This is a genomic window from Kutzneria sp. CA-103260 (assembly GCF_018263855.1).
GTDB lineage: Bacteria > Actinomycetota > Actinomycetes > Mycobacteriales > Pseudonocardiaceae > Kutzneria.
Genome location: NZ_CP073318.1, coordinates 8907628 through 8931661, shown reverse-complemented (window position 1 = coordinate 8931661; position 24034 = coordinate 8907628). Strand labels below are relative to the sequence as shown.

General features: G+C 69.9%; 24 protein-coding genes. 14 read left to right on the top strand and 10 right to left on the bottom strand.

Features of this window, described 5'->3' with window-relative positions:
- Window positions 1–44: 44 nt before the first annotated feature.
- The gene (locus tag JJ691_RS39550; RefSeq protein ID WP_211764604.1) at window positions 45–692 is read right to left on the bottom strand and encodes a TetR/AcrR family transcriptional regulator; all 648 of its coding nucleotides are present in this window, start codon (window positions 690–692) and stop codon (window positions 45–47) included.
- 75 nt (window positions 693–767) lie between these two features.
- Here JJ691_RS39550 and JJ691_RS39545 point away from each other — a divergent pair, with 75 nt between their 5' ends.
- Entirely contained in the window at window positions 768–1307 is a 540-nt protein-coding gene (locus JJ691_RS39545) for an SCP2 sterol-binding domain-containing protein (RefSeq protein WP_211764603.1), read from the top strand.
- Window positions 1308–1322: 15 nt separating this feature from the next.
- Complete coding sequence (locus tag JJ691_RS39540; RefSeq protein ID WP_211764602.1) at window positions 1323–2537, top strand: acyl-CoA dehydrogenase family protein; 1215 nt, start codon at window positions 1323–1325, stop codon at window positions 2535–2537.
- A 71-nt stretch (window positions 2538–2608) separates the two neighbouring features.
- Here the strand turns inward: JJ691_RS39540 and JJ691_RS39535 are convergent, their stop codons facing one another.
- Window positions 2609–3028 (bottom strand): hypothetical protein, encoded by a 420-nt coding sequence (locus JJ691_RS39535; protein ID WP_211764601.1) that lies wholly within the window; start codon window positions 3026–3028, stop codon window positions 2609–2611.
- Between the two features lie 269 nt (window positions 3029–3297).
- Between JJ691_RS39535 and JJ691_RS39530 the strand changes: the two genes are divergently transcribed.
- On the top strand, window positions 3298–4209 hold the full coding sequence (locus JJ691_RS39530) for a glutaminase (protein ID WP_211764600.1): 912 nt from the start codon (window positions 3298–3300) through the stop codon (window positions 4207–4209).
- Here the strand turns inward: JJ691_RS39530 and JJ691_RS39525 are convergent.
- From JJ691_RS39525 to JJ691_RS39515, 3 genes are all read right to left on the bottom strand, one after another.
- A complete protein-coding gene (locus JJ691_RS39525) occupies window positions 4206–4901 on the bottom strand; it encodes a hypothetical protein (protein ID WP_211764599.1) in 696 nt (231 codons plus the stop codon). The genes JJ691_RS39530 and JJ691_RS39525 overlap by 4 nt on opposite strands.
- Before the next feature lie 28 nt (window positions 4902–4929).
- Complete coding sequence (locus JJ691_RS39520; RefSeq protein WP_211764598.1) at window positions 4930–5349, bottom strand: pyridoxamine 5'-phosphate oxidase family protein; 420 nt, start codon at window positions 5347–5349, stop codon at window positions 4930–4932.
- A gap of 266 nt (window positions 5350–5615) precedes the next feature.
- Window positions 5616–6605 carry a helix-turn-helix domain-containing protein gene (locus JJ691_RS39515; protein WP_249227303.1) on the bottom strand — a complete coding sequence of 330 codons (990 nt, stop codon included), beginning with the start codon at window positions 6603–6605 and terminating at the stop codon, window positions 5616–5618.
- Window positions 6606–6805: 200 nt separating this feature from the next.
- Between JJ691_RS39515 and JJ691_RS39510 the strand changes: the two genes are divergently transcribed.
- A complete protein-coding gene (locus tag JJ691_RS39510; protein ID WP_211764596.1) occupies window positions 6806–7024 on the top strand; it encodes a S1 RNA-binding domain-containing protein in 219 nt (72 codons plus the stop codon).
- A gap of 51 nt (window positions 7025–7075) precedes the next feature.
- Here the strand turns inward: JJ691_RS39510 and JJ691_RS39505 are convergent, their stop codons facing one another.
- The 4 genes from JJ691_RS39505 to pdhA form a co-directional block, all read right to left on the bottom strand.
- Complete coding sequence (locus tag JJ691_RS39505) at window positions 7076–8218, bottom strand: beta-1,3-glucanase family protein (protein WP_211764595.1); 1143 nt, start codon at window positions 8216–8218, stop codon at window positions 7076–7078.
- 94 nt (window positions 8219–8312) lie between these two features.
- Window positions 8313–9620 (bottom strand): dihydrolipoamide acetyltransferase family protein, encoded by a 1308-nt coding sequence (locus JJ691_RS39500; protein WP_211764594.1) that lies wholly within the window; start codon window positions 9618–9620, stop codon window positions 8313–8315.
- A 15-nt stretch (window positions 9621–9635) separates the two neighbouring features.
- Window positions 9636–10673, bottom strand: coding sequence for an alpha-ketoacid dehydrogenase subunit beta (locus JJ691_RS39495; RefSeq protein WP_211764593.1), 1038 nt, complete (start codon window positions 10671–10673; stop codon window positions 9636–9638).
- Window positions 10673–11869 carry a pyruvate dehydrogenase (acetyl-transferring) E1 component subunit alpha gene (gene pdhA, locus JJ691_RS39490; RefSeq protein WP_211764592.1) on the bottom strand — a complete coding sequence of 399 codons (1197 nt, stop codon included), beginning with the start codon at window positions 11867–11869 and terminating at the stop codon, window positions 10673–10675. The genes JJ691_RS39495 and pdhA overlap by 1 nt, the downstream gene beginning before the upstream one ends.
- A 405-nt stretch (window positions 11870–12274) precedes the next feature.
- Here pdhA and JJ691_RS39485 point away from each other — a divergent pair, with 405 nt between their 5' ends.
- Both JJ691_RS39485 and JJ691_RS39480 read left to right on the top strand, forming a co-directional pair.
- Window positions 12275–12565: a hypothetical protein gene (locus JJ691_RS39485; RefSeq protein WP_211764591.1), complete on the top strand. Its 291-nt coding sequence runs from the start codon at window positions 12275–12277 to the stop codon at window positions 12563–12565.
- A gap of 1 nt (window position 12566) precedes the next feature.
- Window positions 12567–13994 carry a M20/M25/M40 family metallo-hydrolase gene (locus JJ691_RS39480; protein WP_211772001.1) on the top strand — a complete coding sequence of 476 codons (1428 nt, stop codon included), beginning with the start codon at window positions 12567–12569 and terminating at the stop codon, window positions 13992–13994.
- A 4-nt stretch (window positions 13995–13998) separates the two neighbouring features.
- Here the strand turns inward: JJ691_RS39480 and JJ691_RS39475 are convergent, their stop codons facing one another.
- Window positions 13999–14280, bottom strand: a complete 282-nt coding sequence (locus tag JJ691_RS39475) for a CopG family antitoxin (protein ID WP_211764590.1) — start codon at window positions 14278–14280, stop codon at window positions 13999–14001.
- A 113-nt stretch (window positions 14281–14393) separates the two neighbouring features.
- Here JJ691_RS39475 and JJ691_RS39470 point away from each other — a divergent pair, with 113 nt between their 5' ends.
- The 8 genes from JJ691_RS39470 (at window position 14394) to JJ691_RS39435 (ending at window position 24002) form a co-directional block, all read left to right on the top strand.
- A complete protein-coding gene (locus tag JJ691_RS39470) occupies window positions 14394–17069 on the top strand; it encodes an MGH1-like glycoside hydrolase domain-containing protein (RefSeq protein WP_249227302.1) in 2676 nt (891 codons plus the stop codon).
- A gap of 196 nt (window positions 17070–17265) precedes the next feature.
- Window positions 17266–18699 carry a DNA-3-methyladenine glycosylase 2 family protein gene (locus JJ691_RS39465; RefSeq protein WP_211764588.1) on the top strand — a complete coding sequence of 478 codons (1434 nt, stop codon included), beginning with the start codon at window positions 17266–17268 and terminating at the stop codon, window positions 18697–18699.
- A gap of 113 nt (window positions 18700–18812) precedes the next feature.
- Complete coding sequence (locus JJ691_RS39460) at window positions 18813–19733, top strand: ABC transporter substrate-binding protein (RefSeq protein WP_211764587.1); 921 nt, start codon at window positions 18813–18815, stop codon at window positions 19731–19733.
- A gap of 8 nt (window positions 19734–19741) precedes the next feature.
- Window positions 19742–20575, top strand: coding sequence for an amino acid ABC transporter permease (locus tag JJ691_RS39455; RefSeq protein WP_249227301.1), 834 nt, complete (start codon window positions 19742–19744; stop codon window positions 20573–20575).
- A gap of 111 nt (window positions 20576–20686) precedes the next feature.
- A complete protein-coding gene (locus JJ691_RS39450; protein WP_211771999.1) occupies window positions 20687–21439 on the top strand; it encodes an amino acid ABC transporter ATP-binding protein in 753 nt (250 codons plus the stop codon).
- 139 nt (window positions 21440–21578) lie between these two features.
- A complete protein-coding gene (locus JJ691_RS39445; protein ID WP_249227300.1) occupies window positions 21579–22436 on the top strand; it encodes a substrate-binding periplasmic protein in 858 nt (285 codons plus the stop codon).
- Between the two features lie 4 nt (window positions 22437–22440).
- On the top strand, window positions 22441–23250 hold the full coding sequence (locus tag JJ691_RS39440) for an amino acid ABC transporter permease (protein ID WP_211764586.1): 810 nt from the start codon (window positions 22441–22443) through the stop codon (window positions 23248–23250).
- Window positions 23247–24002, top strand: coding sequence for an amino acid ABC transporter ATP-binding protein (locus tag JJ691_RS39435; protein WP_211764585.1), 756 nt, complete (start codon window positions 23247–23249; stop codon window positions 24000–24002). The genes JJ691_RS39440 and JJ691_RS39435 overlap by 4 nt, the downstream gene beginning before the upstream one ends.
- Window positions 24003–24034: the final 32 nt, after the last annotated feature.

Below are 24034 nucleotides of genomic sequence, written 5' to 3'. Positions count from 1 at the left end.
TCGGTTGTGGACAACCCTCGGGCCGGCGACGAGGCTGTGGACAACTACTTCGGCGGTTGCCACACCTGGCCGTCGACCAGGTTGCCGAAGCCCATCCAGACCAGGTTCATTAGGCGGGCGGCGACGGCGCCGGCGGACTCCTCGGGGTGGTCGAGCCACCAGTCGGCCAGCGATTCGCCGGCGCCGACCAGCGCGGCGGCCATCGCGTCGGAGTGCAGGGACGCGGCGTCGCTGTCGGAGGTGTTGGTCAGCAGGGCGGCGACGAGGCTGATGGCCCGGCGGCGCATGTCCATGAGCTCCTGGGCGAAGGGACCACCCTGGGCGCTGGCCTGGCGGTGCAGGACCTGCCAGCTGCCCCGGTACTCGCCGACGAAGCCGAAGAATGCCCGCAGGCCGTGCCAGAGCTGCACGTCCGGACGGTCGCCGGCCTCGCTGACACCGGCGGCAATGGCCTCCATGAGCCGGGTGGCCTCACGGCGGATGCAGGCGGCGAACAGGTCTTCCTTGGAGCCCAGGTAGGCGTAGACCATGGGCTTGGAGATGTCGGCGACCTCGGAGATCTCGTCCATCGACGCGGCGTGGTAGCCGCGCTGGGAGAAGACCTCGACGGCGGCGTCGAGGATCTGCCGCTCACGCACCTCGCGTGGCAGCCGCTTGGCCCGGACCCGACCGGCCGCGTCATTAGTCCGCATTCGATGCAGGCTAGCTTGCCGACGTACCTACTACACAGTAGGCTTACTGGCCAGTAGGTACGCGGAGGTGGGGTTATGGCCGACATCGAGCAGTTGGCATCGATCGACCCGAAGAAACTCAGCAAGGACGAGTTCGTGGCGCTGCTGTCCTCCTTCACCGAGGCGGCCGACGGCGGTGCGGAGTTCGACCTCAGCGCGATGCCGCCGCAGGACTTCGCGCGGATCATCTCGCGGGCGTCCAAGGACCAGATCGAGGCCGTGATGGCCGCGCCCGCGCTGCGCGGGCCGATCCTGGACGAGGTGTTCCGGCGGATGGAGGTGCACTTCCGCACCGAGCGGGCCGGCTCCACCCGAGCTGTCGTGCACTTCCGCCTGATCAACGGCGAGGACTTCGACCGCTATCAGGTCCACATCGACGACGGCGCGTGCGCCATCACCAAGGACGGCGAGGACGAGCCGCGGGCCACCGTGACGCTGGCCCCGCTGGAATTCCTCAAGCTGGCCACCGGCAACGCGTCTGCCCCCGTGCTGTTCATGACCGGGAAGCTCAAGGTCAAGGGCGACCTCGGCTTCGCGGCCGGCTTCATGAGCCTGTTCGACATCCCCAAGGCGTGAGAGGACAAACTCCCCATGGCCGGCTTCTCCCTCGAACTCAACGAGGACCAGCGCGACCTGCGTGACTGGGTCCACGGCTTCGCCAAGGACGTCATCCGGCCGGCGGCGCCGGAGTGGGACGAGCGCGAGGAGACACCGTGGCCGGTGATCCAGGAGGCCGCCAAGATCGGTCTCTACGGATTCGAGTCGCTGGCGACCTGGTTCGCCGACCCGATCGGCCTGTCGCTGCCGCTGGCCACCGAGGAGCTGTTCTGGGGTGACGCCGGCATCGCGCTGGCGATCATGGGCACCGGGCTCGCGGTGGCCGGCATCTTCTCCGCCGGCGAGCCGGAGCAGCTGGCCGAGTGGGTGCCGGAGTGCTTCGGCGACGAGAACGACCCCAAGGTGGCGGCGTTCTGCGCCTCCGAGCCGCAGGCCGGCTCCGACGTCTCCGGCTACCGGACCCGCGCCCGCTACGACGAGGCCACCGACGAGTGGGTGATCAACGGGCAGAAGGCGTGGGCCACCAACGGTGGCATCGCCAACGTGCACGTCGTCACCGCCGTCGTCGACCCCGCGCTGGGCGCCCGCGGCCAGGCCGGCTTCATCGTGCCGCCCGGCACCCCTGGCGTCGCCAGCACCCGCAAGATCAAGAAGCACGGCCTGCGCGCTTCGCACACCGCCGACGTGTTCTTCGACGACGTGCGGGTGCCCGGCCGCTGCGTGCTCGGCGGCAAGGAGCGCCTGGAGGCCCGGCTGGCCCGGGCCCGCGAGGGCAAGCGGGCCGGCGGGCAGGCCGCCATGGCCACCTTCGAGACCACCCGCCCCACCGTCGGCGCCATGGCCGTCGGCGTCGCCCGCGCCGCCTACGACTACGCCCTGGAGTACGCCAAGGACCGCGAGGCCTTCGGCCGCAAGATCATCGAGAACCAGTCCATCGCCTTCGACCTGGCCAACATGCGCATGGAGATCGACGCCGCGCGTCTGCTGGTCTGGCGGGCCGCCTGGATGGGCCGCAACAACGTGCCCTTCGAGGCCGGCGAGGGCTCCATGTCCAAGCTCAAGGCCAGCGAGGTCGCCGTCTGGTCGACCGAACGCGCCATCCAGATCCTCGGCGGCGCAGGCTACACCCGTGAGCACCCGGTCGAGCGCATGCACCGCGACGCCAAGATCTTCACCATCTTCGAGGGCACGTCCGAGATCCAGCGCCTGGTGATCTCCCGCGCCATCTCCGGGATCCACATTCCCTGAGCCGTCAACGGGGAGGGGCACCCGAGCGGCGGTAGGGTGCCTCTTCTTCGTTCGCAGGCTTGGTGGGACCGTCAGCCGTTCTGGAACGGGCAGTGGCCGGTGTCCTCGCCGATCGAGTTGATTTCCGCGTTCGAGCGGCTGTCATTCGTGTAGACGTACTGGTCCGAGCACTTGACGTCGGACTTGTGCTGAAACGGCGGGCAATAGCCGGTGTCCGAACCGATCGAGTTGATTTCCGCGTTCGAGCGGTCATCGCCTGCGTAATTGATCTGGTTCGTGCACCTGGTGTCGGGTTTGTTCGGCACACCCACAGGGGTCGAATTGGGCACAGGGGTCGTATTGGGCGACGGCACCTTAGTGGGCTGCACGGCCGGAGTGCCGGTTACGGCTGGTGCCGATGCGCTGCTGGTCGTCGGCTGCGGCGAACTGCTGGACGTTGCCGGGCTGATCGTAAAAGTCCCGGAACAGCCGGTCAGCGCGATCACCAGCATGCCGACACCCGCAGCACCAGCGATGATTCGGTTAATCTTCACGGTTGTCCCCCGGTTCGGTCTCTTCGAGTTATCCGGTTTCATGAGATTGGACGTGCGCGACACACGAAGGTTGCGTGTCCCCGGTCCGCCCGATCTTGTCGGCCATAGAGACGCGCCACGCACTCAGTGGTTGCCATAGCGACCGATCGCTTCCTTGCGGGCAAGCGGCGCCCCAAGCACACCGCGCCGAGGTGTCAGTTCGGGCAAAAGTGCAACACAATGGCGACGTGAACTACCAGGAGCTGATCGACGGCGCGGTCGACGCGGCCCGGACCCACCTCGGGCACGGCAAGGTCGCGGACTACATTCCAGCGCTGGCCTGTGCCGATCCGAACGCCATCGGCATGGCGCTGGCGACGGTTGACGGCGAGGTGTTCCAGGCCGGCGACGCCGACCAGGCGTTCTCGATCCAGAGCATCTCGAAGCTGTTCACGCTGGCCCTGGTACTCGCCGAGGGAGGCGACGCGCTGTGGCGGCGGGTGGGGCGCGAGCCGTCGGGCAATCCGTTCAACTCGTTGGTGCAGCTGGAAACCGAGCACGGGATCCCGCGCAACCCGTTCATCAACGCCGGCGCGATCGTGGTGACCGACCGACTGCTCGGCCTCACCGGCGACGCGGCTGAATCCGTACGCCAGTTCCTTCGCGCCGAGTCCGGAAACCCTGAGCTGGCAACGAATGCCGCCATCGCCGCATCGGAGGCGGAGCACGGGCACCGCAATGCCGCACTCGCGCATTTCATAACCAGCCACGGCAATCTCGACAACGACGTGGACACGGTTCTCAGGCAGTACTACGAGCACTGCGCCATCGAGGCCGACTGCCGGGATCTCGCGCTGGCCGGCCGGTTCCTGGCCCGGCACGGGATTCGGGCCGACGGCCGGCGGCTGCTGGCCCGCAGCGAGGCCAAGCAGATCAACGCCGTCATGTTGACCTGCGGCACCTATGACGCGGCCGGCGAGTTCGCGTACCGGGTCGGGCTGCCGGGCAAGAGCGGGGTCGGCGGCGGGGTGCTGGCGATCATTCCCGGCCGGGGCGCGGTCTGCGCCTGGAGCCCGGGCCTGGACCCGGCCGGCAACTCGGTGGCGGCCGTCGCTGCGCTGGACGCGTTCACCACGGCCAGCGGCCTGTCGGTGTTCTAGGTGCCCTGCGGCTTCTCGGGCGGCTGGTAGGTGTCGGTGGGCGGCAGGTTGACCGGCACCTCGAAGCCCATCGGCGGCGTGTCCACGTCGACCTGGTAGACGACCACCTCTTCGTCCACCGCGGCCGCCACCGGCGCGGGGGCGGGGGTGGCCTCCGGCGCCAGGCCCAGCATCAACACGAAGCTGAGCGCGCCGAGCAGCGCCGCGGCGATCAGCAGCCACATGCCGGCACCGGTGTCGAAGGTGTACGTGCTGGCCCCGGCGCTGCTGGCGATCGAGTCGACGAGGTTGGTGACGCCGAACCACACGTAGCCGGCGACCAGGCCGGTGGCGGCGATCGCGAACAGCCGCACCTGTGTCACCTGGCGTGGCGTCTCGGCGCGGCGGCGCAGCAGCAGGTCGGCGCCGTAGAGCGCGAGCGCCCCGGCCACGAGCGCCGGCACGCCGAAGTAGTTGGTGCGGCTGGTGGCGCCGAAGGGCAGCCCGTAGGTCGGGTAGTCGCTGACCCACGACGTGACCACGAACGTGTGGCTGAACTGCGACAACCCGAGCGGGAACGCCACCGTGAAGGTGTAGAAGGCGGCGAAGGTGCCGCCGATGGCCAACACCCCGGCCACCAGCAGCACCACGCCCGCCACCATCCGGCGGGACGGCAGCCGGACCACCGGCACGGACGGCGTCGGTTCGCTCATGTCACGATTCTGCACGAACTCGACGCGCTCAGTAGCGCTTGATCTGCTCCACCTCCCGGCCCGGCCGCCACACCTGAATCAGCAGGTGCTTGCCGTCGTCGCCGATGCCCGTGAACACGGCCTGCCGCAGGTCGAGCCGGAACTTGTGGTGCTCGCTCATCGACGCGTCCCCGACGGCGACACCGGACAGCTTGGCGTCGCCGTCGGGACCGGGACAGGAGTGCAACGCGAACCGCCCGTCCCGCAGCAGATCCCGTGCCTTCATCGCGCCCAGCATGGAGCCGATGGTCAGCTCGGGGCCGTCGAACGCGACCTCGGTGCCGCTGACTCTGGGCGAGCCGTCCCGGCGGACCGTGGCGAGCACATGGCTCACCTGCGCCGTCAGCACGCGCCGCACCTCGGTGGCCAGATCCGGGGCTTCCCGTTCGAACTGCTGCCATGTCGCCATGACGCCACCCTGCCCGCCACCCCTGACAAAACCGGCCGGCCGCAGTCCCGTCACTGGCCACATCCCCCACCACTCCCAGGGGTGGCCGCCCCGTCGCCAGCCTATCCGCGGCGGGCGGTGGTGGATCTTGGTCTGGGGGTGGCTGTGGATAACCCGGGGCCTGTGGACAAGCGGGAATCTGCTGGTCAAGCGACCGGCCGAGGAGGGGTCGACCGCCAGTCGCGGATCTCCGGCATCTGGGTGCCGATGGACCAGCCGCCGGGCCGCTAGTCGCGGGCCTCCGGGATCTCCAGCATCTGGGTGCCGCTGGTCCAGTCGCCGGCCCTGGTGGCGGCGGTCAGCCAGTCGCGGGCCGGTTTGGGGCTGGGGTACTCGGGCCAGCTGTTGATGACGCCGAGCAGGGTCCAGTACCGCTCGGCGCGGTCGTCGGCGAAGGTGTCGTAGAGGCGACCGAGCCAGATGGCGAACTCGGCGTCGTCGTCGCGGCCGAGGGCGGCGGCGAGGGCGGCGCGCAGGTCGGCGACGATGCGCCGGCCGGTCGAGGACTCCGGGGTCTCGCCGGCGGCGATGGCCTCGGTGACCTTGGTCAGGGCCTGCTCGTAGGCGGTCTGCCAGGCCTCGGAGACGACCGTGGAGTCGTCGCCCTCCTCGGTCATCCGGGCGTTCGCCACGGCCATCGACCGGATCTTGGCGCGGAAGTCGGGATCACGGACCAGTTCGACGAACTCGATCCAGGCCTCGACCTGCTCGGGCGTGGGATCGTCGGGCAGGTCGGCGCGGACCTTGCGCATCCAGGCGGCGGTGTCCGACTCGGGCAGGTCCGCGTCGACCTCTCCCCAGAAGTCGTCCAGGATCGCCTGCCGCTCCTCCTCGGTCATGCGGGCCAGTTCGTGCACCATCTCCAACTCCTTGGGGCTCGACCCTCGCTTGGCCACCGCGCGCAGCACGGACCGTCGCAGCCGCAGCGTCCTGATCTGGACGTCGAGTGCCTCGGCGTGCTCCGCGGCCAGCTCCGGGATGCCCACCTCGCGGGAGAGCACCCGGTGCACGGTCGGCAGGTCGACGCCGAGCTCACGCAGCGTGCGAACGAACCGGAGCCGGGTCAGCGCGTGGATGTCGTACATCCGGTAGCCGGCGTGGGTGCGTTCGGTCGGGGGCAGCAGACCGGAGTCGGAGTAGAAGCGGATGGTCCGCACGGACAGGCCGGTCAGCCTGGCCAGTTCCCCGATCCCGTACAGGTCGTCGTCCCCGTTCACGCCCACAACGGTGAAGTCTCCACCTACTGGAGGGTCAACGCATTTACGGCTAGGCTCGCCGACGTGACTGCCGGGTCGGCCTTGAGCCACGAGCGGATCGGGTACCCGGCCACGGCGTGACCGCCTCGCGGGCCCGTGGCCCGCCTCCGCGCGCATTCGTCCGTTCGGGACACGCGCGATGGAGAGGAGGTGAGAAGCGAATGTCCGAGAACTGGAACGAGTTCCTGGCCGGCCACACGGTCGGCGACGTCGTCGACGGCACGGTGAGCAAGGTGCTGCCGTTCGGCGCCTTCGTGCGGGTGGGCGGCTTCGACGGTCTGCTGCCGCAGGTCAAGACCGTGGCCGACGGCGAGCGGGTGCGGGTGCGCATCCTGGCGATCGACGACGCCAGCCAGCGGTTCAGCCTGGAGATGGCCTGAGAAAAGACCGGCAGGGGCGGCTGGCGCCCGCCCCTGCCGGCTCCACGCACCCTAGAACGGTGTCAAGGTCACCGTCATGGCCGTGGGCGCGGGGTCCTGGATGAACGCGGCGAAGTTGGCCACGTCGTCGAAGGCGAACCCGTAGGCGTGGCCGTCGACGCTGTTGTCGTGCATCACCTTCGCGTACAGGTGCGGCTTCGCGTTGGCGTAGAACGCCTTCGGGTCGGTCACCGGCTGGTTGGCGGAGGCGAGCAGGGTGCCGCGGTTCAAGCCGGCGGCGACGATGGCGGCGACCGGCCCGGTCACGCCGTCGTTGGGGGCGGCCAGGGCGCCGTCGCAGAACAGCACGTCCCTGGTCGACGGGCGCTTGATCGGCGCGACGCCGTTGTCGAACTGGAGCACGTCGCCGGAGACACGACCGGTGAAGGTGTTGGTGTCGGTCTTCACCACCAGGTTCGTGGTCGAGTACTTGGTCCACACCTGGTCGATGAAGGAGTCGAAGAAGTCGGCCGGGAACACGCCGGCCTCGATGCCGTGCCCGGGCGCCATCACCCGCTGTCCGTTGTCCACCACCAACTTGCCGAACACCGGATCCTTGGCGAGCGCCTGGAGAATCGCCGCCCGGCCGCCGGCCTTCAGGGTGCCGGTGGTCTGGCTGGCCTTGCCGGTGAGCTGGATCGCCAGCGGCATGCTGAACATGTCCACCATCGTGGTGTTGCAGAACATGCCGGCGTCGTTGAACGTGAACTCGATCCAGTCGTGCAGCACGCCGAAGCTGGGATCGCTCGACACCCAGCCGGCGGGGAACTGCAACGCCGTGCCGTTGACGACCTTGAACGGCAGCTTGGCGCCGGCGGCGAAGTACACCCGGCCGGACATCTTGGGCAGATTCACCGTGGTGCCGAACGGAATGCTCAGATCGGCGAAGCCGTCGGGACCGTTGAGCGAGGCGGACACCGCCTGCAGGCTGCCGTCGGCCCGGACGAACGCCTGGTGGCCGGCCGGATCGGTGCCGACGATGTACATCGTCAACTCGCTGTCGGCGTGTGTGCCGGTCTGGTTGACGGCTCTGAGCGTGAGCGCGGCCGGTGCGGCGGCCTTGGCGTCGCCGGTCCACGACGTGACCGCGATAACGACGGGCGCGGCGGCGGCCACCGCCGCCGCGCCGCCGAGGAACATCCTCCTGTTGATCAAAGCCGGCTCCCGTTCCGCGTAGCGTCCTCGTGAGAGCGCTTACGCGGCCCAGGTCCGAAGTGGTTCAGACCTATGAACGGGAGCCGGCCTCGGATCAGTAGGTGATCGCCACCGCCGGGTCGGCCAGCAGCGCGCCGACGTCGGCCAGGAACTGCGAGCCCTGCTGGCCGTCGACCACCCGGTGGTCGAAGCTCAGCGCCAGCTGGCAGACCTTGCGCGGCACCACCTGGCCGTCCACCACCCACGGCATGTCCCGGATCGCGCCGAAGGCGAGGATCGCGGACTCACCGGGGTTGATGATCGGGGTGCCGGTGTCGACGCCGAACACGCCGACGTTGGTGATGGTGATGGTGCCGCCCAACATGTCGGCCGGCGTGGTCCTGCCCTCCCGAGCGGTGTCGGTGAGCTGTTGCAGCGCCTCGGCCAGGCCGCGCAACGACAGCTGATCGGCGTCACGGACCTTGGGCACCACCAGGCCGCGCGGCGTGGCGGCCGCGATGCCGAGGTGCACGTAGTCCTTGTAGACGATCTCGTTGGCGGCGGCGTCCCAGGTCGCGTTCACGTCCGGGGTGCGGCGCACCGCGAGGCAGACCGCCTTGGCCGCGAACACCAGCGGGGTGAGCTTGACGCCCCGGAACTCCGGGCTGTCCTTGAGCTTGGCCCGCAGCTCCATCATCGGCGTCACGTCGATGGTCAGGAACTCGGTGACGTGCGGGGCAGTGAAGGCGCTGTCGACCATGGCCTGGGCGGTCGCCTTGCGCACGCCCTTGATCGGCACCCGGCGCTCGCCCCGCGAGGCGACCACCGGAGCGGCCGCGACCGGCGTGGCCGCCTGCGCCACGTCCTCACGGGTGATCACGCCGCCCGGGCCGCTGCCGGCCAGCGCGGCCAGGTCGATGCCCAGGTCCTTGGCCAGCTTGCGGACCGGCGGCTTGGCCAGCGGCACGTAGCCGCCGGCGACCGGCTCCGGCTCGGGCGCGATCACCGGCGCCGGCGCCGGAGCGACCGCCGCGGAGACGGCGGCCGACGCCGGCACAGCGGCCGGGGCCCCGACCCGGGCGCGGCGCTTGGCGGTGACCGCCTTGACGCCGTAGCCGACCAGGTTGGGCACCCGCTCCGGCTCGGCCGAGCCGTTGATGGGCGCGGCCTCGCCGTTCGGGTCGGTGTCGATCACGATGATCGGGGTGCCGACGTCGACCGTCTTGCCGGTCTCGACCAGCAACTCGGTGACCACGCCGGCGAACGGGCAGGGCAGCTCGACCGCGGCCTTGGCGGTCTCGATCTCCACGATGATCTGGTTGACGGTGACCGTGTCGCCCGGCTTGACGTGCCAGGTGAGGATCTCCGCCTCAACCAGCCCCTCGCCGACGTCGGGCAGGGGGAAGTGCTTGAACTGCGGCATGGCTGCGAGATCCCCCTACCAGGCGAGTGAACGGTCGACGGCGGCCAGCACCCGGTCCAGGTCAGGCAGGAAGTTCTCCTCCAGCTTGGCCGGCGGGTACGGGGTGTCGAATCCGGTCACCCGCAGCACGGGCGCCTCCAGCGAGTAGAAGCACTCCTGCTGGACCCTGGCGGCGATCTCGCCGGCGATCGACGACTCGCTGGGCGCCTCGCTGACCACGATCAGCCGGCCGGTGCGCCGCACCGACTCGTAGACCGGGGCCAGGTCGAGCGGGGACAGCGAGCGCAGGTCGATGACCTCCAGGTCGAGACCGTCCTCGGCGCCGGCGATGGCCGCGTCGAGGCTGGTCCGCACCATCGGGCCGTAGGTGGCGATGGTCGCCGTGTTGCCCCGAGTTGAATCAGCACGGCGCAGCACCCGTGAGCTGAACAGCGGCTGCGGGGCCACGGTCGTGTCCAGCTCGGCCTTCTCGTGATAACGGCGCTTGGGCTCGAAGAACAGCACCGGGTCGTCACACTCGATGGCCTGGCGCAGCATCCAGTACGCGTCGACCGGGTTGGAGCAGGCGACCACCTTGAGGCCGGCGGTGTGCGCGAAGTACGACTCCGGCGACTCGGAGTGGTGCTCGACCGCGCCGATGCCGCCGCCGAAGGGCACCCGGACCACGATCGGCAGCTTGATCTTGCCCTGGGTCCGGTAGTGCAGCTTGGCCAGCTGGCTGACGATCTGGTCGAAGCCGGGGAAGATGAAGCCGTCGAACTGGATCTCGCACACCGGCCGGTAGCCGCGGATGGCCAGGCCGATCGCGGTGCCGATGATGCCCGACTCGGACAGCGGCGTGTCCAGCACGCGCTGCTCGCCGAAGTCCTTCTGCAGGCCGTCGGTGACCCGGAAGACGCCGCCGAGCTTGCCCACGTCCTCGCCCATGACGATGACCTTGGGGTCGCGCTCCATGCAGACGCGCAGGGCCTGGTTCAGGCCCTTGATCATGGTGATGGTCTGGGGCGCGGCCGACGTGACGTCGGTCGAGCGGTCCATGGTCGGCGCGGCCATCAGTGCTCACCTCCGGCGAACCCGGCGAGGTAGTTCTCGTACTCGTCGCGCTGGGCTTCCAGCACGGGGCTGGGCTCGGCGTAGACGTTGTCGAACATCCGGCCGGGCGGCGGTTCCGGCAGGTTGACGCAGTGCTCACGCAGCACCGCGGCCAGCTCGTCGGCCTCGGCCTCGACGGCGTCGAAGAAGTCGTGGTCGGCGAAGCCGTTGCGGCTGAGGTGGGCCTTGACCCGCTCGATCGGGTCCTTCAGCTTCCACTCCTCCACCTCGGTGGACAGCCGGTAGCGGGTGGCATCGTCGGAGGTGGTGTGCGAGTCCATCCGGTAGGTGAACGCCTCGATCAGCACCGGGCCGTTGCCGTGCCGGCACTCGTCCAGCGCCCAGCGGGCGACCGCCAGCGTGGCCAGCACGTCGTTGCCGTCCACCCGGATGCCGGGGAAGCCGTAGCCGCGGGCCCGCTGGTACAGCGGGAGCCGGCTCTGCCGCTCGGTCGGCTCGGAGATGGCCCACTGGTTGTTCTGGCAGAAGAACACCAGCGGCGCGTCGTAGACCGAGGCCCACACGAAGGCCTCGTGCACGTCGCCCTGGCTGGTCGCGCCGTCACCGAAGAAGACCATGGTGGCCTCCCCGTTGTCGTCGCCGACCTTGCTGTCGAAGCGCTGGCCCATGGCGTAGCCGGCGGCGTTGAGGCACTGGTTGCCGATCACGATCGTGTACAGGTGGAACTTGCTGGCCACCGGGTCCCACGCGCCGTGGTCGACGCCGCGGAACATGCCCACGATGTCGTTCGGGTGAATGCCCCGGCACCAGGCCACGCCGTGCTCGCGGTAGCTGGGGAAGGCCATGTCGGTGGGCCGCAGCGCCCGGCCGGCGCCGATCTGCGCGGCCTCCTGGCCCAGCAGCGGCACCCACAGGCCCAGCTGCCCCTGCCGCTGCAGCGCGTTCGCCTCCCGGTCGGCCCGGCGGACCAGGACCATGTCCCGGTACAGGCCGCGCAGCTCCTCAGGGGTGATGTCGATGTGGAAGTCCGGGTGGTCGACGCGCTCACCCTCGGGGGTCAGCAGCTGGACCAGCTCCGGGCCACCCTCGCTGGTGGCCCGCAGACCCGCGATCACCTGCTCCGCCGTTGGCCGGGCCGCGGTGGCGGCTGGGGCTCCCGACGGCTGCGGTTGCGTCCATCGTTCTGGGGACGACATTGCGCCTTCTCCTCGTCTACGACGCCGGCCGGCCGCTTGTGGCGGACCGGACTCGACTTCGTCGCCGGCCACCGCTGACCCGGTGGGGTGAAACGGTGGTCCGTCGACACTGACGGAACTCTCTTCCATCCTGACACGCGCTCACTCGAACTGGTGAGCGTCACCACACCACTGTCAACCAAGCGTGACCACCTACACCACCGTGAACTGGGGAAACACCTGACCAGACCAGGCTAACCGCCGGCAGCGGCGCAGTACCCCGCGACACCGCCGCAGTACTCGTCGCCCACCGTGTCAGCCCGGCTCGCTATAGTGATCATGGGGGATTCGTCGGGCCCTGGGGAAGGCAGCCGGCGAGTGCGAGGGGTGTCAACCCGCGCAGCCATACCTGCCGAAGGGCCGCTAATGCCGATCATCACCAAGCTCACCCGCCAGATTGACGGCAGTGAGTACCCGTTCTCCAAGCGTGACTTCCCGACCCAGCTGATCTCCGCGGTCAGCGAGTGCGGATGCAAGCAGGGAGAGCACAGCTACACCACGATCGCCGTGACACAGACGGACTCCGCGACGCTGGAGCGTCGCAAGTGCGTGTGCACCGGCTGCCACGAGTGCGAGACCTACGAGGTGCGGGTCATGCCGCACGCGCCCAGCACCGGCCGCCGCCACTCCGAGCCGATCGGCCGCTCCGCCTCCTAGTATCGGCCTGGTGGAGTCAACAGCACTGTTCAACACCGTCACCGGGCTGTGGGACGACGCCGTCCTGCCCAGCCTGTCCGAGTTCATCGCGATCCCGGCCGTGTCGCCCGCTTTCGACCCGGACTGGGCCGCCAACGGGCACCTAGCCGCGGCTGTCGCGCACGTGAAGTCCTGGATCGCCGACCGCGATCTCCCGGGCGTCGAACTCGACGTCGTCCAGCTGCCCGAGCGCACCCCGCTGCTGCTGGTCGACATCCCCGCCACGCCCGGCCACGAGGACGCCGGCACCGCCCTGCTCTATGGCCACCTGGACAAGCAGCCGCCGGTCGGCGGCTGGGCCGATGGCCTCGACGCGTGGACGCCCGTGGTCCGGGACGGTCGGCTGTTCGGCCGCGGCGCCGCCGACGACGGCTACGCCGGCTACGCCGCCGTCGCCGCGGTCGAGGCGCTGCGGGCCAACGGCGGCGCGCACGGCCGGTGCGTGATCATGCTGGAGGCCTGCGAGGAGTCCGGCAGCCCCGACCTGGAGGCGTACGTCCGGCACCTGACCGACCGGCTCGGCCAGGTGACCCTCGTGGTGTGCCTCGACTCCGGCGCCGCCGACTACGAGCGGATGTGGCTGACCACGTCGCTGCGGGGCATGGTCCAGGTGACCGCCACCGTGCGGGTGCTGGACTCCGGCCAGCACTCCGGCATGGTCAGCGGCATCGTGCCCAGCTCGTTCCGGATCTTCCGGCAGCTGCTGGACCGGATCGAGGACTCGGCCACCGGCCGGATCGCCATCGCCGAGATGAACGTGGACGTGCCCGCCGGCCGGCAGGCCGAGATCAGGGAGAGCGTCGACACCGTGCCCGGTTTCGCCGGCGCCGGCATCCCCTTCGCCGACGGCGTCGCCCCGGTCAGTGCCGACGAGGTCGAGCAGGTGTTGAACAGCACCTGGGCCCCCACGCTGTCGGTCATCGGCGCCGACGGGCTGCCCAAGCCGGCCGACGCCGGCAACGTGCTGCGGCCCGCCACCACCCTCGTGCTCAGCTTCCGGCTGCCGCCCACCGCCGACTCCGCCGCCGCGCTGGAGGCCGTCGTCAAGACCCTGACCACCGACGTGCCCTACGGGGCCCACGTCGAGCTGGCCCGGCTGGAGAACGCCGACGGCTGGAACGCCCCCGAGCTCGCGCCGTGGCTGCGCGACGCCCTGGACGGCGCCAGCCAGGAGGTCTTCGGCGGGCCGTGGCGGACCCTCGGCGTCGGCGGCTCCATCCCGTTCATGGGCCTGCTCAACGGCATCTACCCCCAGGCCCAGTTCGTCGCCACCGGCGCCCTCGGCCCGGGCAGCAACGCCCACGTGCCCGACGAGTCCCTGCACATCGACTACGCCAAGAAGATCACCGTGGCCATCGCCAAGGTGCTCGACGCCCACGCCCGACGCTGAGCCGTCAGCAGGTGGTGTGCTCCGGCTCGCGGGCCTCGGCCCCGGGCTGGAGTCCACCCCGCTCGGCCAGCCCTTCCACCAGGACCGTCAGGTGCTCCAGCCGGGCCTGGATGTCGACCACGTCGATCGGGTGAGCCAAGTGGTCCTCCAACACCTGCCGGACCAGGGCCGTATAGCGGACGCCCTTGCGCCGGGCCTCCGCCTTCAGCGCCGTGACCACCGTGGCCGGCAGTCGCAGCGACGTGGTCACCATCGGCCGTGGATCGACCCACTCGCCCGCCTCCATCTCGCCGGACGTGTCGTTGTCGCCGTAGTGCTCGGCCAGCTCCGCGAGCTCCTCGGCCGGACGGCCGAGGAGGTGCGGGCAGGTGCCAGGCCCGGGTGCCGCAGACTGGTGGGGTGAGCGAGCAGATCGAGTGGGCGCGACTGGCCGAATCGGACGGGGCGGACGCCGCGTGGCGGCACTGGGGTCCGTATCTGTCGGGTCGGCAGTGGGGGACGGTTCGCGAGGACTACTCGGCCAGTGGGGACGCCTGGTCGTTCTTTCCGTTCGATCACGCGCGGTCACGGGCCTATCGGTGGGGCGAGGACGGCATCGCCGGCATCTGCGACCGCAACGGCTTTCTCAACCTGGCGCTGGCGCTGTGGAACGGCAAGGACCCGATCCTCAAGGAGCGGTGGTTCGGCCTGGCCAACGAGGAGGGCAACCACGGCGAGGACGTCAAGGAGCACTGGTGGATCCTCGACGGCACGCCGACGCACTCCTGGATGAGCGTGCTCTACCGGTACCCGCAGGAGGAGTACCCCTACCAGCGGCTGCGTGAGATGGCGGCGGCCGCGGGGCGGGAGGGGCGGGAGCCAGAGCTGGCGGACACGGGGGTGTTGGCGGACAACCGGTTCTTCGACGTGGTGACGTCGTACGCGAAGGCGGGGCCGTACGACATCTGTGTGGAGATCGCGGCGACCAATCGCGGCCCGGCGGCGGCGCCGCTGCATCTGTTGCCGCAGTTGTGGTTCCGCAACACGTGGGCCTGGGGCCGGGACGCCCGCCGGCCGGCGTTGGAGGCGACCAGGGTGCGCGGCCGGTGCGCGGTGGTGGCGGAGCACTCGTCGCTGGGCCGGTACACGCTGCACTTCGACGGCGCGCCGACACTGCTGGTCACGGACAACGAGACCAACGAAGTGGCGCTGTTCGGCAGTGACAGCAACGAAACCCGCTACACCAAGTGCGGCATCGACGAGCACGTGGTGCGCGGGGCGACCGGCACGTGCCAGGTGGTCGGCGAGGGCGCGGCGTCCCGGCCGGGAACGAAGGCCGCGGCCTGGCACCGGTTCGACTCGGTGGCCCCGGGCGAGACGGTGAAGGTCCGGTTGCGGCTGGTCGCCGGCAACGGCCACGACGACCCGTTCGGCCCGACCTTCGACGCGGCGATGGGCGATCGCCGCAAGGAGGCGGACGAGTTCCACGAGAGCCTCGCGCCGCAGCTGGACGACGAGCGCCGGCAGGTGCTGCGCAAGTCGCTGGCCGGCCTGATGTGGACGAAGCAGCACTATCGGTTCAAGGTGCGGGACTGGCTGGAGGGCGACCCGGCCCAGCCGCCGGCCCCGGACCTGCGCCGCGGCATCGGCGGCCGCAACGTGCACTGGCGGCACTTCGACGTGGCCGACGTGATCTCGATGCCGGACGAGTGGGAGTACCCCTGGTTCGCGGCCTGGGACCTGGCCTTCCAGGCGGTGCCGTTCGCGCTGGTGGATCCGGCCTTCGCCAAGGAGCAGCTGCTCCTGCTGTGTCGCGAGTGGATGATGCACCCCAACGGCCAGCTGCCGGCCTACGAATGGGATTTCGGCGACGCCAACCCGCCGGTGCACGCGTGGGCGGCATTGCAGGTCTACCGGGCGGAGGCGAAACCGGACCGCAAGTTCCTGTCGCGGATCTTCCACAAGCTGCTGCTGAACTTCTCGTGGTGGGTCAACCGCAAGGACGCCGACGGCAGCGACCTGTTCGAGGGCGGCTTCCTCGGCATGGACAACATCGGCCCGGTCAACCGGTCCACGCCGATGCTGGGCGACTGGCGGCTGGAGCAGTCCGACGCCACCTCGTGGATGGCCGCGTTCAGCCTGCACCTGTTGCAGATGGCGCTGGAGCTGGCCCGCGAGGACGAGTCCTATGAGGACGTGGCCACCAAGTTCGTGGAGCACTTCCTCTACATCGCCAGGGCCTTCAACAACTTCGGCTCCGGCACCCGCGGCCTGTGGCACGAGGAGGACGGCTTCTGCTACGACCTGGTGTCGCGGCAGCACCCCGACGGCAGCGTCGAGTCCGAGCACGTTCGCGTGCGCTCCATGGTGGGTCTGATGCCGGTGCTGGCCCAGGCGGTGTTGGAGCCGTGGGTCTTCGCCGAGCTGCCCGGCTTCACCAGCCGGCTGGACTATCTGCTGCGCAAGCAGCCCGAGTTCGCCCAGTTCATCACCTGGGAGGAGATCGGCGACGAGCGCCGGGCCAGCCTGGCCCTGCTGGACGCCGGCAAGCTGCGCCGGGTCCTGGGCCGCATGTTCGACGAGGCGGAGTTCCTGTCCCCGCACGGCATCCGCTCGCTGTCGGCGGCCCACCGGGACGGCCTGGACGTGCAGTTCGCCGGCCAGGCCCACCTCATCGGCTACGAGCCGGGCGAGTCGCGGACCCCGATGTTCGGCGGCAACTCCAACTGGCGGGGACCGATCTGGTTCCCCACCAACGCGATGCTGGTGGAGGCGCTACGCCAGGTCGACGACTTCCACGACGGACAGTTCCACGTGGACCTGCCCACCGGCTCGGGCAACGCCGTGACCGCGGGCCAGGCCGCCGACGAGTTGGCCCGCCGGCTGGTGAGCATCTTCCTGCCTTCCGCCGACGGCAGCCGGCCCTGCGACGGCAAGCGGGTCGAGGCCACCGACTCACCGCTGTGGCGGCCGCACATCGCCTTCAGCGAGTACTTCGACGGCGACACCGGGGAGGGCCTGGGCGCTACCCACCAGACCGGTTGGACCGCCCTGGTCGCCCGGCTGCTGGCCGCGCCCGACCAGCGGAGCCGCTAGTCACGGATGGTCGCGTTGACCAGGTCCGGGTGTTCGTCGGTGATCCAGTGCGTGCCGCCGGGCACCTCGACGAAGGTCAGTCGGGCACGTGGCGGTCGTGGCCGGGGTGCCGGGCGAGCTGGCGGATTCGCGACACCACCGGGTGATGTCGTTTTCTCGCTAGCCGGGACGGCGGTCCGGTGGTGATGCTGGACGGGTGCACGAGGACGTGGAGCGCTGCCTGCGGGCGGTGCGGTCCAAGGACGCGCGGTTCGACGGCTGGTTCTTCACCGCGGTGATCACGACCGGCATCTACTGCCGGCCGAGTTGCCCGGTGGTGCCGCCGAAGCCGGAGAACATGCGCTTCTACCCGACCGCGGCCGCGGCGCAGCGCGCCGGTTTCCGGGCGTGCAAGCGGTGTCGCCCGGACGCCAGCCCCGGCTCGCCGGAGTGGAACGAGCGGGCCGACCTGGTGGCGCGGGCGATGCGGTTGATCGCCGACGGCGTGGTCGACCGGGAGGGCGTGCCCGGCCTCGCCACCAGGCTGGGCTACAGCGTTCGCCAGGTTCAGCGCCAGGTCCAGGCCGAGTTGGGGGCCGGGCCGCTGGCCGTCGCGCGGGCACAGCGCGCCCAGACCGCGCGGCTGTTGATCGAGACCAGCACGGTGCCGATGGCCGATGTCGCTTTCGCGGCGGGGTTTTCCAGCGTGCGGACCTTCAACGACACCGTGCGCGAGGTCTTCGGCCGCACCCCGAGCGAGCTCCGCACGCGGGCCGCCAAGCGAGCGACGTCGGTCGCCGCCGGCGCGCTGGCCGTGCGGCTGCCGTTCCGCAAGCCGTTGTGCGTCGACGATCTGTTCGGTCAGCTGGTGGCCGACGCGATCCCCGGCGTCGAGGAATGGCGCGACGGCGCCTACCGCCGGACGCTGCGCCTGCCGCACGGCTACGGCGTAGTCGCGCTGCGGCCGCTGCCCGACCACATCGACTGCCGGCTGACGCTGACCGATCTGCGGGACCTGTCGACCGCGATCACCCGCTGCCGCTGGCTGCTCGACCTGGACGCCGATCCGGTCGCGGTGGACGACGTGCTGCGCGCCGATCCCGCACTCGAGCCGTTGGTGGACAAGGAGCCTGGTCGCCGGGTGCCACGCACGGTGTGCGGCGACGAGCTCGCGGTGCGGGCGGTGCTGGGCCGCCGGGCCACCGCCGCGGCGGTTGACCTGGTGACCGCCCACGGCGAGCCGATCGCCGATCCGGCCGGCGGGCTGACCCACGTCTTCCCCGATGTGACCGCGCTCTATCCGGCCACGCCGGCCATCCCCAAGGCCCGCCGCGACACAGTCGTGGCGCTGGTCGATGCCCTGGCCCGCAACGAGATCGACGTCGGCCTCGGCAGCGACTGGGGGCCTGCCCGCGGCCAACTGGCCCAGCTACCCGGCATCGGACCGATGGCCGTCGAGACGATCGCGATGCGAGCGCTCGGTGATCCCGATGCCTTCACGCCCGACGACCCGACGGTCCGGCGCGGCGCCGGTGCGGCGGGCCTGCCGACGACGTCCGCGGCGCTGACCTGCCACGCGGCGGCTTGGCGGCCGTGGCGGGCCTACGCCGCGCAGTATCTACGGGCAGCGCCGAACCATCACGCTAGGTAAGATTTCCGCCACATTTCTTAGTGATCCGTGACAAAACGTGATCAGAAAGCTCTAGGAACTCACACGATCGGGTGACAGGATGCGGCAAAACCGACAGTGAGCGGAGGCACGCCGTGTCCAGATCTGGAGTGAGAGCCACGCTGGCTCTGCCCATCGTCCTGCTGCTCGCCGCCGGCTGCGGCGCGACCGGCAACGGCAGCGGCGACACGGGCAGCGCCGGCGGCACGTCGTCGACGGCGGTGAGCGGTCCGGGCAAGAACGCGGCGCTGGCGGCGATGGTGCCGGCCGACGTGGCCAAGGACGGCAAGCTGACCATCGGCACCGACACCACGTACGCGCCGAACGAGTTCGTGGACGACAACAACAAGACCGTCGGCATGGACATCGACCTGGGCGACGCGATCGCCCAGGAGCTGGGCCTGACCGCGGACTTCCAGGCGGCCAGCTTCGACGGCATCCTGGCCGGTCTGTCGGCCGGCAAGTTCGAGCTGGCGATGTCCTCGTTCAGCGTGAACGCCGACCGGCTGCAGACCGTGGACATGGTCAGCTACTTCACCGCCGGCACCTCGATGGCCGTGCTCAAGGGCAATCCGGCCGGCCTGACCCTGGACACCCTGTGCGGCCACACGGTGGCGGTGCAGAAGGGCACCACCCAGTCCGACGACCTGGCGACCCGCTCGGCCACCTGCACCCAGGGCGGCAAGGGCGCGATCACCATCTCCGAGTTCCAGGCCCAGACCGACGTGGCGCTGGCGCTGACCTCCAAGCGCGCGGACGCGATGCTGGCCGACTCGCCGGTGGTGGACTACGCCGTCAAGCAGACCAACGGCCAGCTGGCGAAGGTCGGCGCGTCCTACGCGAACGCCCCCTACGGCATCGGCGTGGCCAAGAACAAGGGCGACTTCGCCAAGGCGGTGCAGGGCGCGGTGCAGGCCCTGATCGACGACGGCACGTACAAGAAGATCCTGGACAAGTGGGGCGTCGGGGCGGGCGCGGTGGCCAAGTCCGAGCTGAACCCGGCGACGTCCAGCTGAGGACAGCCGTGTCGAACCCGATTCAGGCGGTGCCGGTCCGCCATCCCGGCCGCTGGCTCGCGGCCGCGGTCATCCTGGTCCTGGCCGCGATGCTGGCGCACACCCTGGTCACCAACGAGAACTTCCACTGGGACGTGGTCGGCAAGTACCTGACCACCGACAGCATCCTCAACGGCTTGAAGAACACGCTGATCCTGACCGCGCTGTCGATGGCCATCGGCATCGCGGGCGGGATCGGGCTGGCGGTGATGCGGCTGTCGGCGAATCCGCTGCTGTCGTGGACGGCCGCCGGCTACATCTGGCTGTTCCGCGGCACGCCGGTGATCACGCAACTGCTGTTCTGGTTCTACCTGGGCGCGCTGTTTCCCCGGCTGGGCTTGGGAATCCCGTTCGGGCCGACGTTCGTCAGCGTGGACACGAACTCGCTGATCGCCCCGTTCACCGCGGCCCTGCTGGGACTGGGCCTGAACGAGGCGGCGTACATGGCCGAGATCGTGCGCGGCGGCATTCTGTCGGTGGACCACGGGCAGACCGAGGCGGCCGAGGCGCTGGGCATGACCAGGGCCAGGATCCTGCGGCGAATCGTGCTGCCGCAGGCGATGCGGGTGATCATCCCGCCCACCGGCAACGAGACGATCTCCATGCTGAAGACGACCTCGCTGGTGGTGGTGATCGCCTACTTCGAGCTGATGACGGCCGTGCAGCAGATCTACTCCCGCAACTTCCAGACCATTCCGCTGCTGATCGTGGCGGCGATCTGGTACCTGCTGCTGACCTCGGTGCTGACGCTGGTCCAGGGCCGGATCGAGAAGCGCTTCGCGCGGGGGACGGTGCCCCGATGAGGCCGCCGACGACCCGCGAGTCCCGCTCTCGGGACGTCATGAACCGGTTTTTCGCTTGCCCGAGAGCGGGACTCGCGAGGGCACAGGGGGTGGGCGGTGAGTGGTGAGCTGATGGTCAGGGCCGAGGGCGTGCACAAGAGCTTCGGCCGGGTCGAGGTGCTCAAGGGCATCGACCTGCAGGTCCGGCCGGGCGAGGTGATGTGCGTGATCGGCCCGTCCGGCTCGGGCAAGTCCACGCTGCTGCGCTGCGTCAACCACCTGGAGAAGATCAACGCCGGCCGGCTGTGGGTGGACGGCGAGCTGGTCGGCTACCGGCAGAAGGGCGACAAGCTCTACGAGCTGCCGGACAAGGAGGTGGCCCGCAAGCGGCGCGAGATCGGCATGGTGTTCCAGCGCTTCAACCTGTTCCCGCACATGACCGCGACCGAGAACGTGATGGAGGCGCCGGTGCAGGTCAAGCGGGAGCCGCGGGCGCAGGCCCGGGAGCGGGCGCTGGAGCTGCTGGCCCAGGTGGGGTTGGCCGAGAAGGCCGGGGCCTACCCGGGCCAGCTGTCCGGTGGCCAGCAGCAGCGGGTGGCGATCGCCCGGGCGCTGGCCATGCGGCCCAAGCTGATGCTGTTCGACGAGCCGACCTCGGCGCTGGACCCGGAGCTGGTCGGCGACGTGCTGGCGGTGATGCGCCAGCTCGCCGCCGACGGCATGACCATGGTGGTGGTCACGCACGAGATGGGCTTCGCGCGCGAGGTCGGCGACTCGCTCGTGTTCATGGACGGCGGTGTCGTGGTGGAGCAGGGCTCGCCCCGCGACGTGATCACCGATCCGCAGCACGAGCGGACCAGGTCATTTCTGGCGAAGGTGCTCTGACGGCCAGCAGGCCAGGTCGTTCATCGGCTGCTGGTCGACGGGTGTTCCGAATGGTGGTCGCGCGTCCGGTCAAGTGGGCAGCGGGCCCGTCCGGTGGCAGGATTGCCGATCAACCAGTACCCGGACGAGGGAGAACGTTGTGACCCGCCTGAAAGTGTGGACCGTGATCCCGGCGGTCGCCGTCGCGCTGGTCGCCGGCGGGTGCGTCGAGTCGACGACCGCCTCCGGACCGGGCGCCGACGGGGTGCAGCTGGTGCAGTCGGGCAAGCTGCTCACCTGCGCGCACCTGCCGTATGTGCCGTTCCAGTACAAGGACGGCGACAAGGTGGTCGGTTTCGACGTGGACGTGGTCGACTTCGCGGCCAAGAAGCTGAACGTGCCGCAGCAGATCGTGGACACGCCGTTCGACGGCATCCAGTCCGGCACCGACCTGGACTCCAACCAGTGCGACGTGGTGGCCGGCGCGATCACCATCAACGACACCCGGGCCAAGAACTTCGACTTCACCGTCCCGTACTTCGCGGCCACGCAGGCGTTGCTGACCAAGACCGGCAACGACTACAAGACGCTGGAGTCGCTGGCCGGCAAGAAGGTGGGCGTGCAGTCCGGCACCACCGGCGAGTCCTACATCAAGGGCTGGAACGCCAAGAACGGCGGCTCCATCACCGCGGTGGCGTTCGAGGACTCGGCGCTGCTGGAGGCGGCGGTCAAGACCGGCCAGGTGGACGCGTCCGTCAACGACAACGGCATCCTCTACGACTACGCCAAGAAGAACCCGGACACCCAGGTCAGCGCCGAGTTCAACACCAACGAGCAGTACGGCTTCGGCGTGAAGAAGGGCAACTCCGCGCTGCTCAAGGTGCTCAACGACGCGATCAAGGCCTCGGCCGGCGACGGCACGTACGCGGCGGCGTACGAGAAGTGGTTCGGCAAGAAGCCGGCCTGGCAGCCGGGCGACTCCACCTCGGCGGCTCCGACCACGACCAGCAAGGGCTGAGGCGGTGGCGCTGACCCGTCGGCAGCGGCGGACGGCGATCCGCGGCGTGCAGTACGGCGTGCTCGTGGTTGTCGTCCTGGTGGTGGCGTTCGCCGCCAACTGGGGCGACATCCAGCGCGGCTTCTTCGACCTGGACGCGGCCCGCCAGCTGTTCCCGGACGTGTTGTCGGTGGCGCTGGTCAACACCATCAAGTACACGGTGCTGGGCTTCGCGTTCGGTCTGGTCCTCGGTCTGGCGCTGGCCCTGATGCGCCTGTCCTCGGTGCCGCCCTACCGCTGGATCGCCACCGTCTACATCGAGTTCTTCCGTGGTGTGCCGGCGCTTCTGGTGTTCCTGGCCTTCGGCTTCGGCGTGCCGATCGCCTTCCACATCCGGTTCACCACGCTGAGCACGGTGGTGGTGGCGTTGGGTCTGGTCGGGGCCGCCTACATGGCCGAGACGATCCGCGCCGGCATCCAGGCCGTGCCGAAGGGGCAGCTGGAGGCGGCCCGCTCGCTGGGCATGTCGCAGGCCCGGGCGATGGTGTCGATCATCATCCCGCAGGCCTTCCGGATCGTGCTGCCGCCGCTGACCAACGAGTTGATCCTGCTGGCCAAGGATTCCTCGCTGGTCTACCTGCTCGGTCTGACCGGCACCGAGTACGAGCTGACCAAGTACGGCCGGGACGCGATGAACACGGTGCAGTCGATGACGCCGCTGATCGTCGCCGGCCTGTGCTACCTGATTCTGACGATCCCGCTGTCCTACCTGTCCCGCTATCTGGAGCGGCGCACCGGCGGCAAGTCCAAGCGCGGCCTGGAGGTGCTGACGTGAGCGAGACCGTCGTCGAGATTTCCGGGCTGCGCAAGGCTTTCGGCTCGCTGGAGGTGCTGCGCGGCATCGACCTGACGGTGGCCCGCGGCGATGTCGTGTGCATCATCGGGCCGTCCGGCTCGGGCAAGTCGACGCTGCTGCGCTGCGTGAACCTGTTGGAGCAGCCCGATTCCGGCAAGGTCGTGGTCGACGGCACCGAGCTGACCGATCCGGACGTGGACATCGACAAGGCCCGGCGCAGCCTGGGCATGGTGTTCCAGGGTTTCAACCTGTTCAACCACCTCACCGTGTTGGACAACCTGACCATCGCGCAGCGCAAGGTGTTGCGCCGCGGCCGGGAGGAGGCCGAGCGCATCGCCCGGCAGAACCTGGACAAGGTCGGCCTGGCCGGTCGCGAGCAGTCGATGCCCGCGCAGCTGTCCGGCGGCCAGCAGCAGCGGGCGGCGATCGCCCGCGCGCTGTCCATGGACCCGCAGGTGATGCTGTTCGACGAGCCGACCTCGGCGCTGGACCCGGAGCTGGTCGGCGACGTGCTGGGCGTGATGCGGACGCTGGCCGGCGAGGGCATGACGATGCTCGTGGTGACGCACGAGATGCAGTTCGCCCGCGAGGTCGCCGACACGGTGCTGTTCATGGACGGCGGCGTGGTGGTCGAGCAGGGCCCGCCGGAGCAGGTCATCGGCGCGCCGACCCAGGAGCGGACCAGGACGTTCCTGGCCCGCGTGCTCAACCCGACCGGCGACAACGCGTGACAATGTCCATTCCTGTCACGAACTGCGGCCAA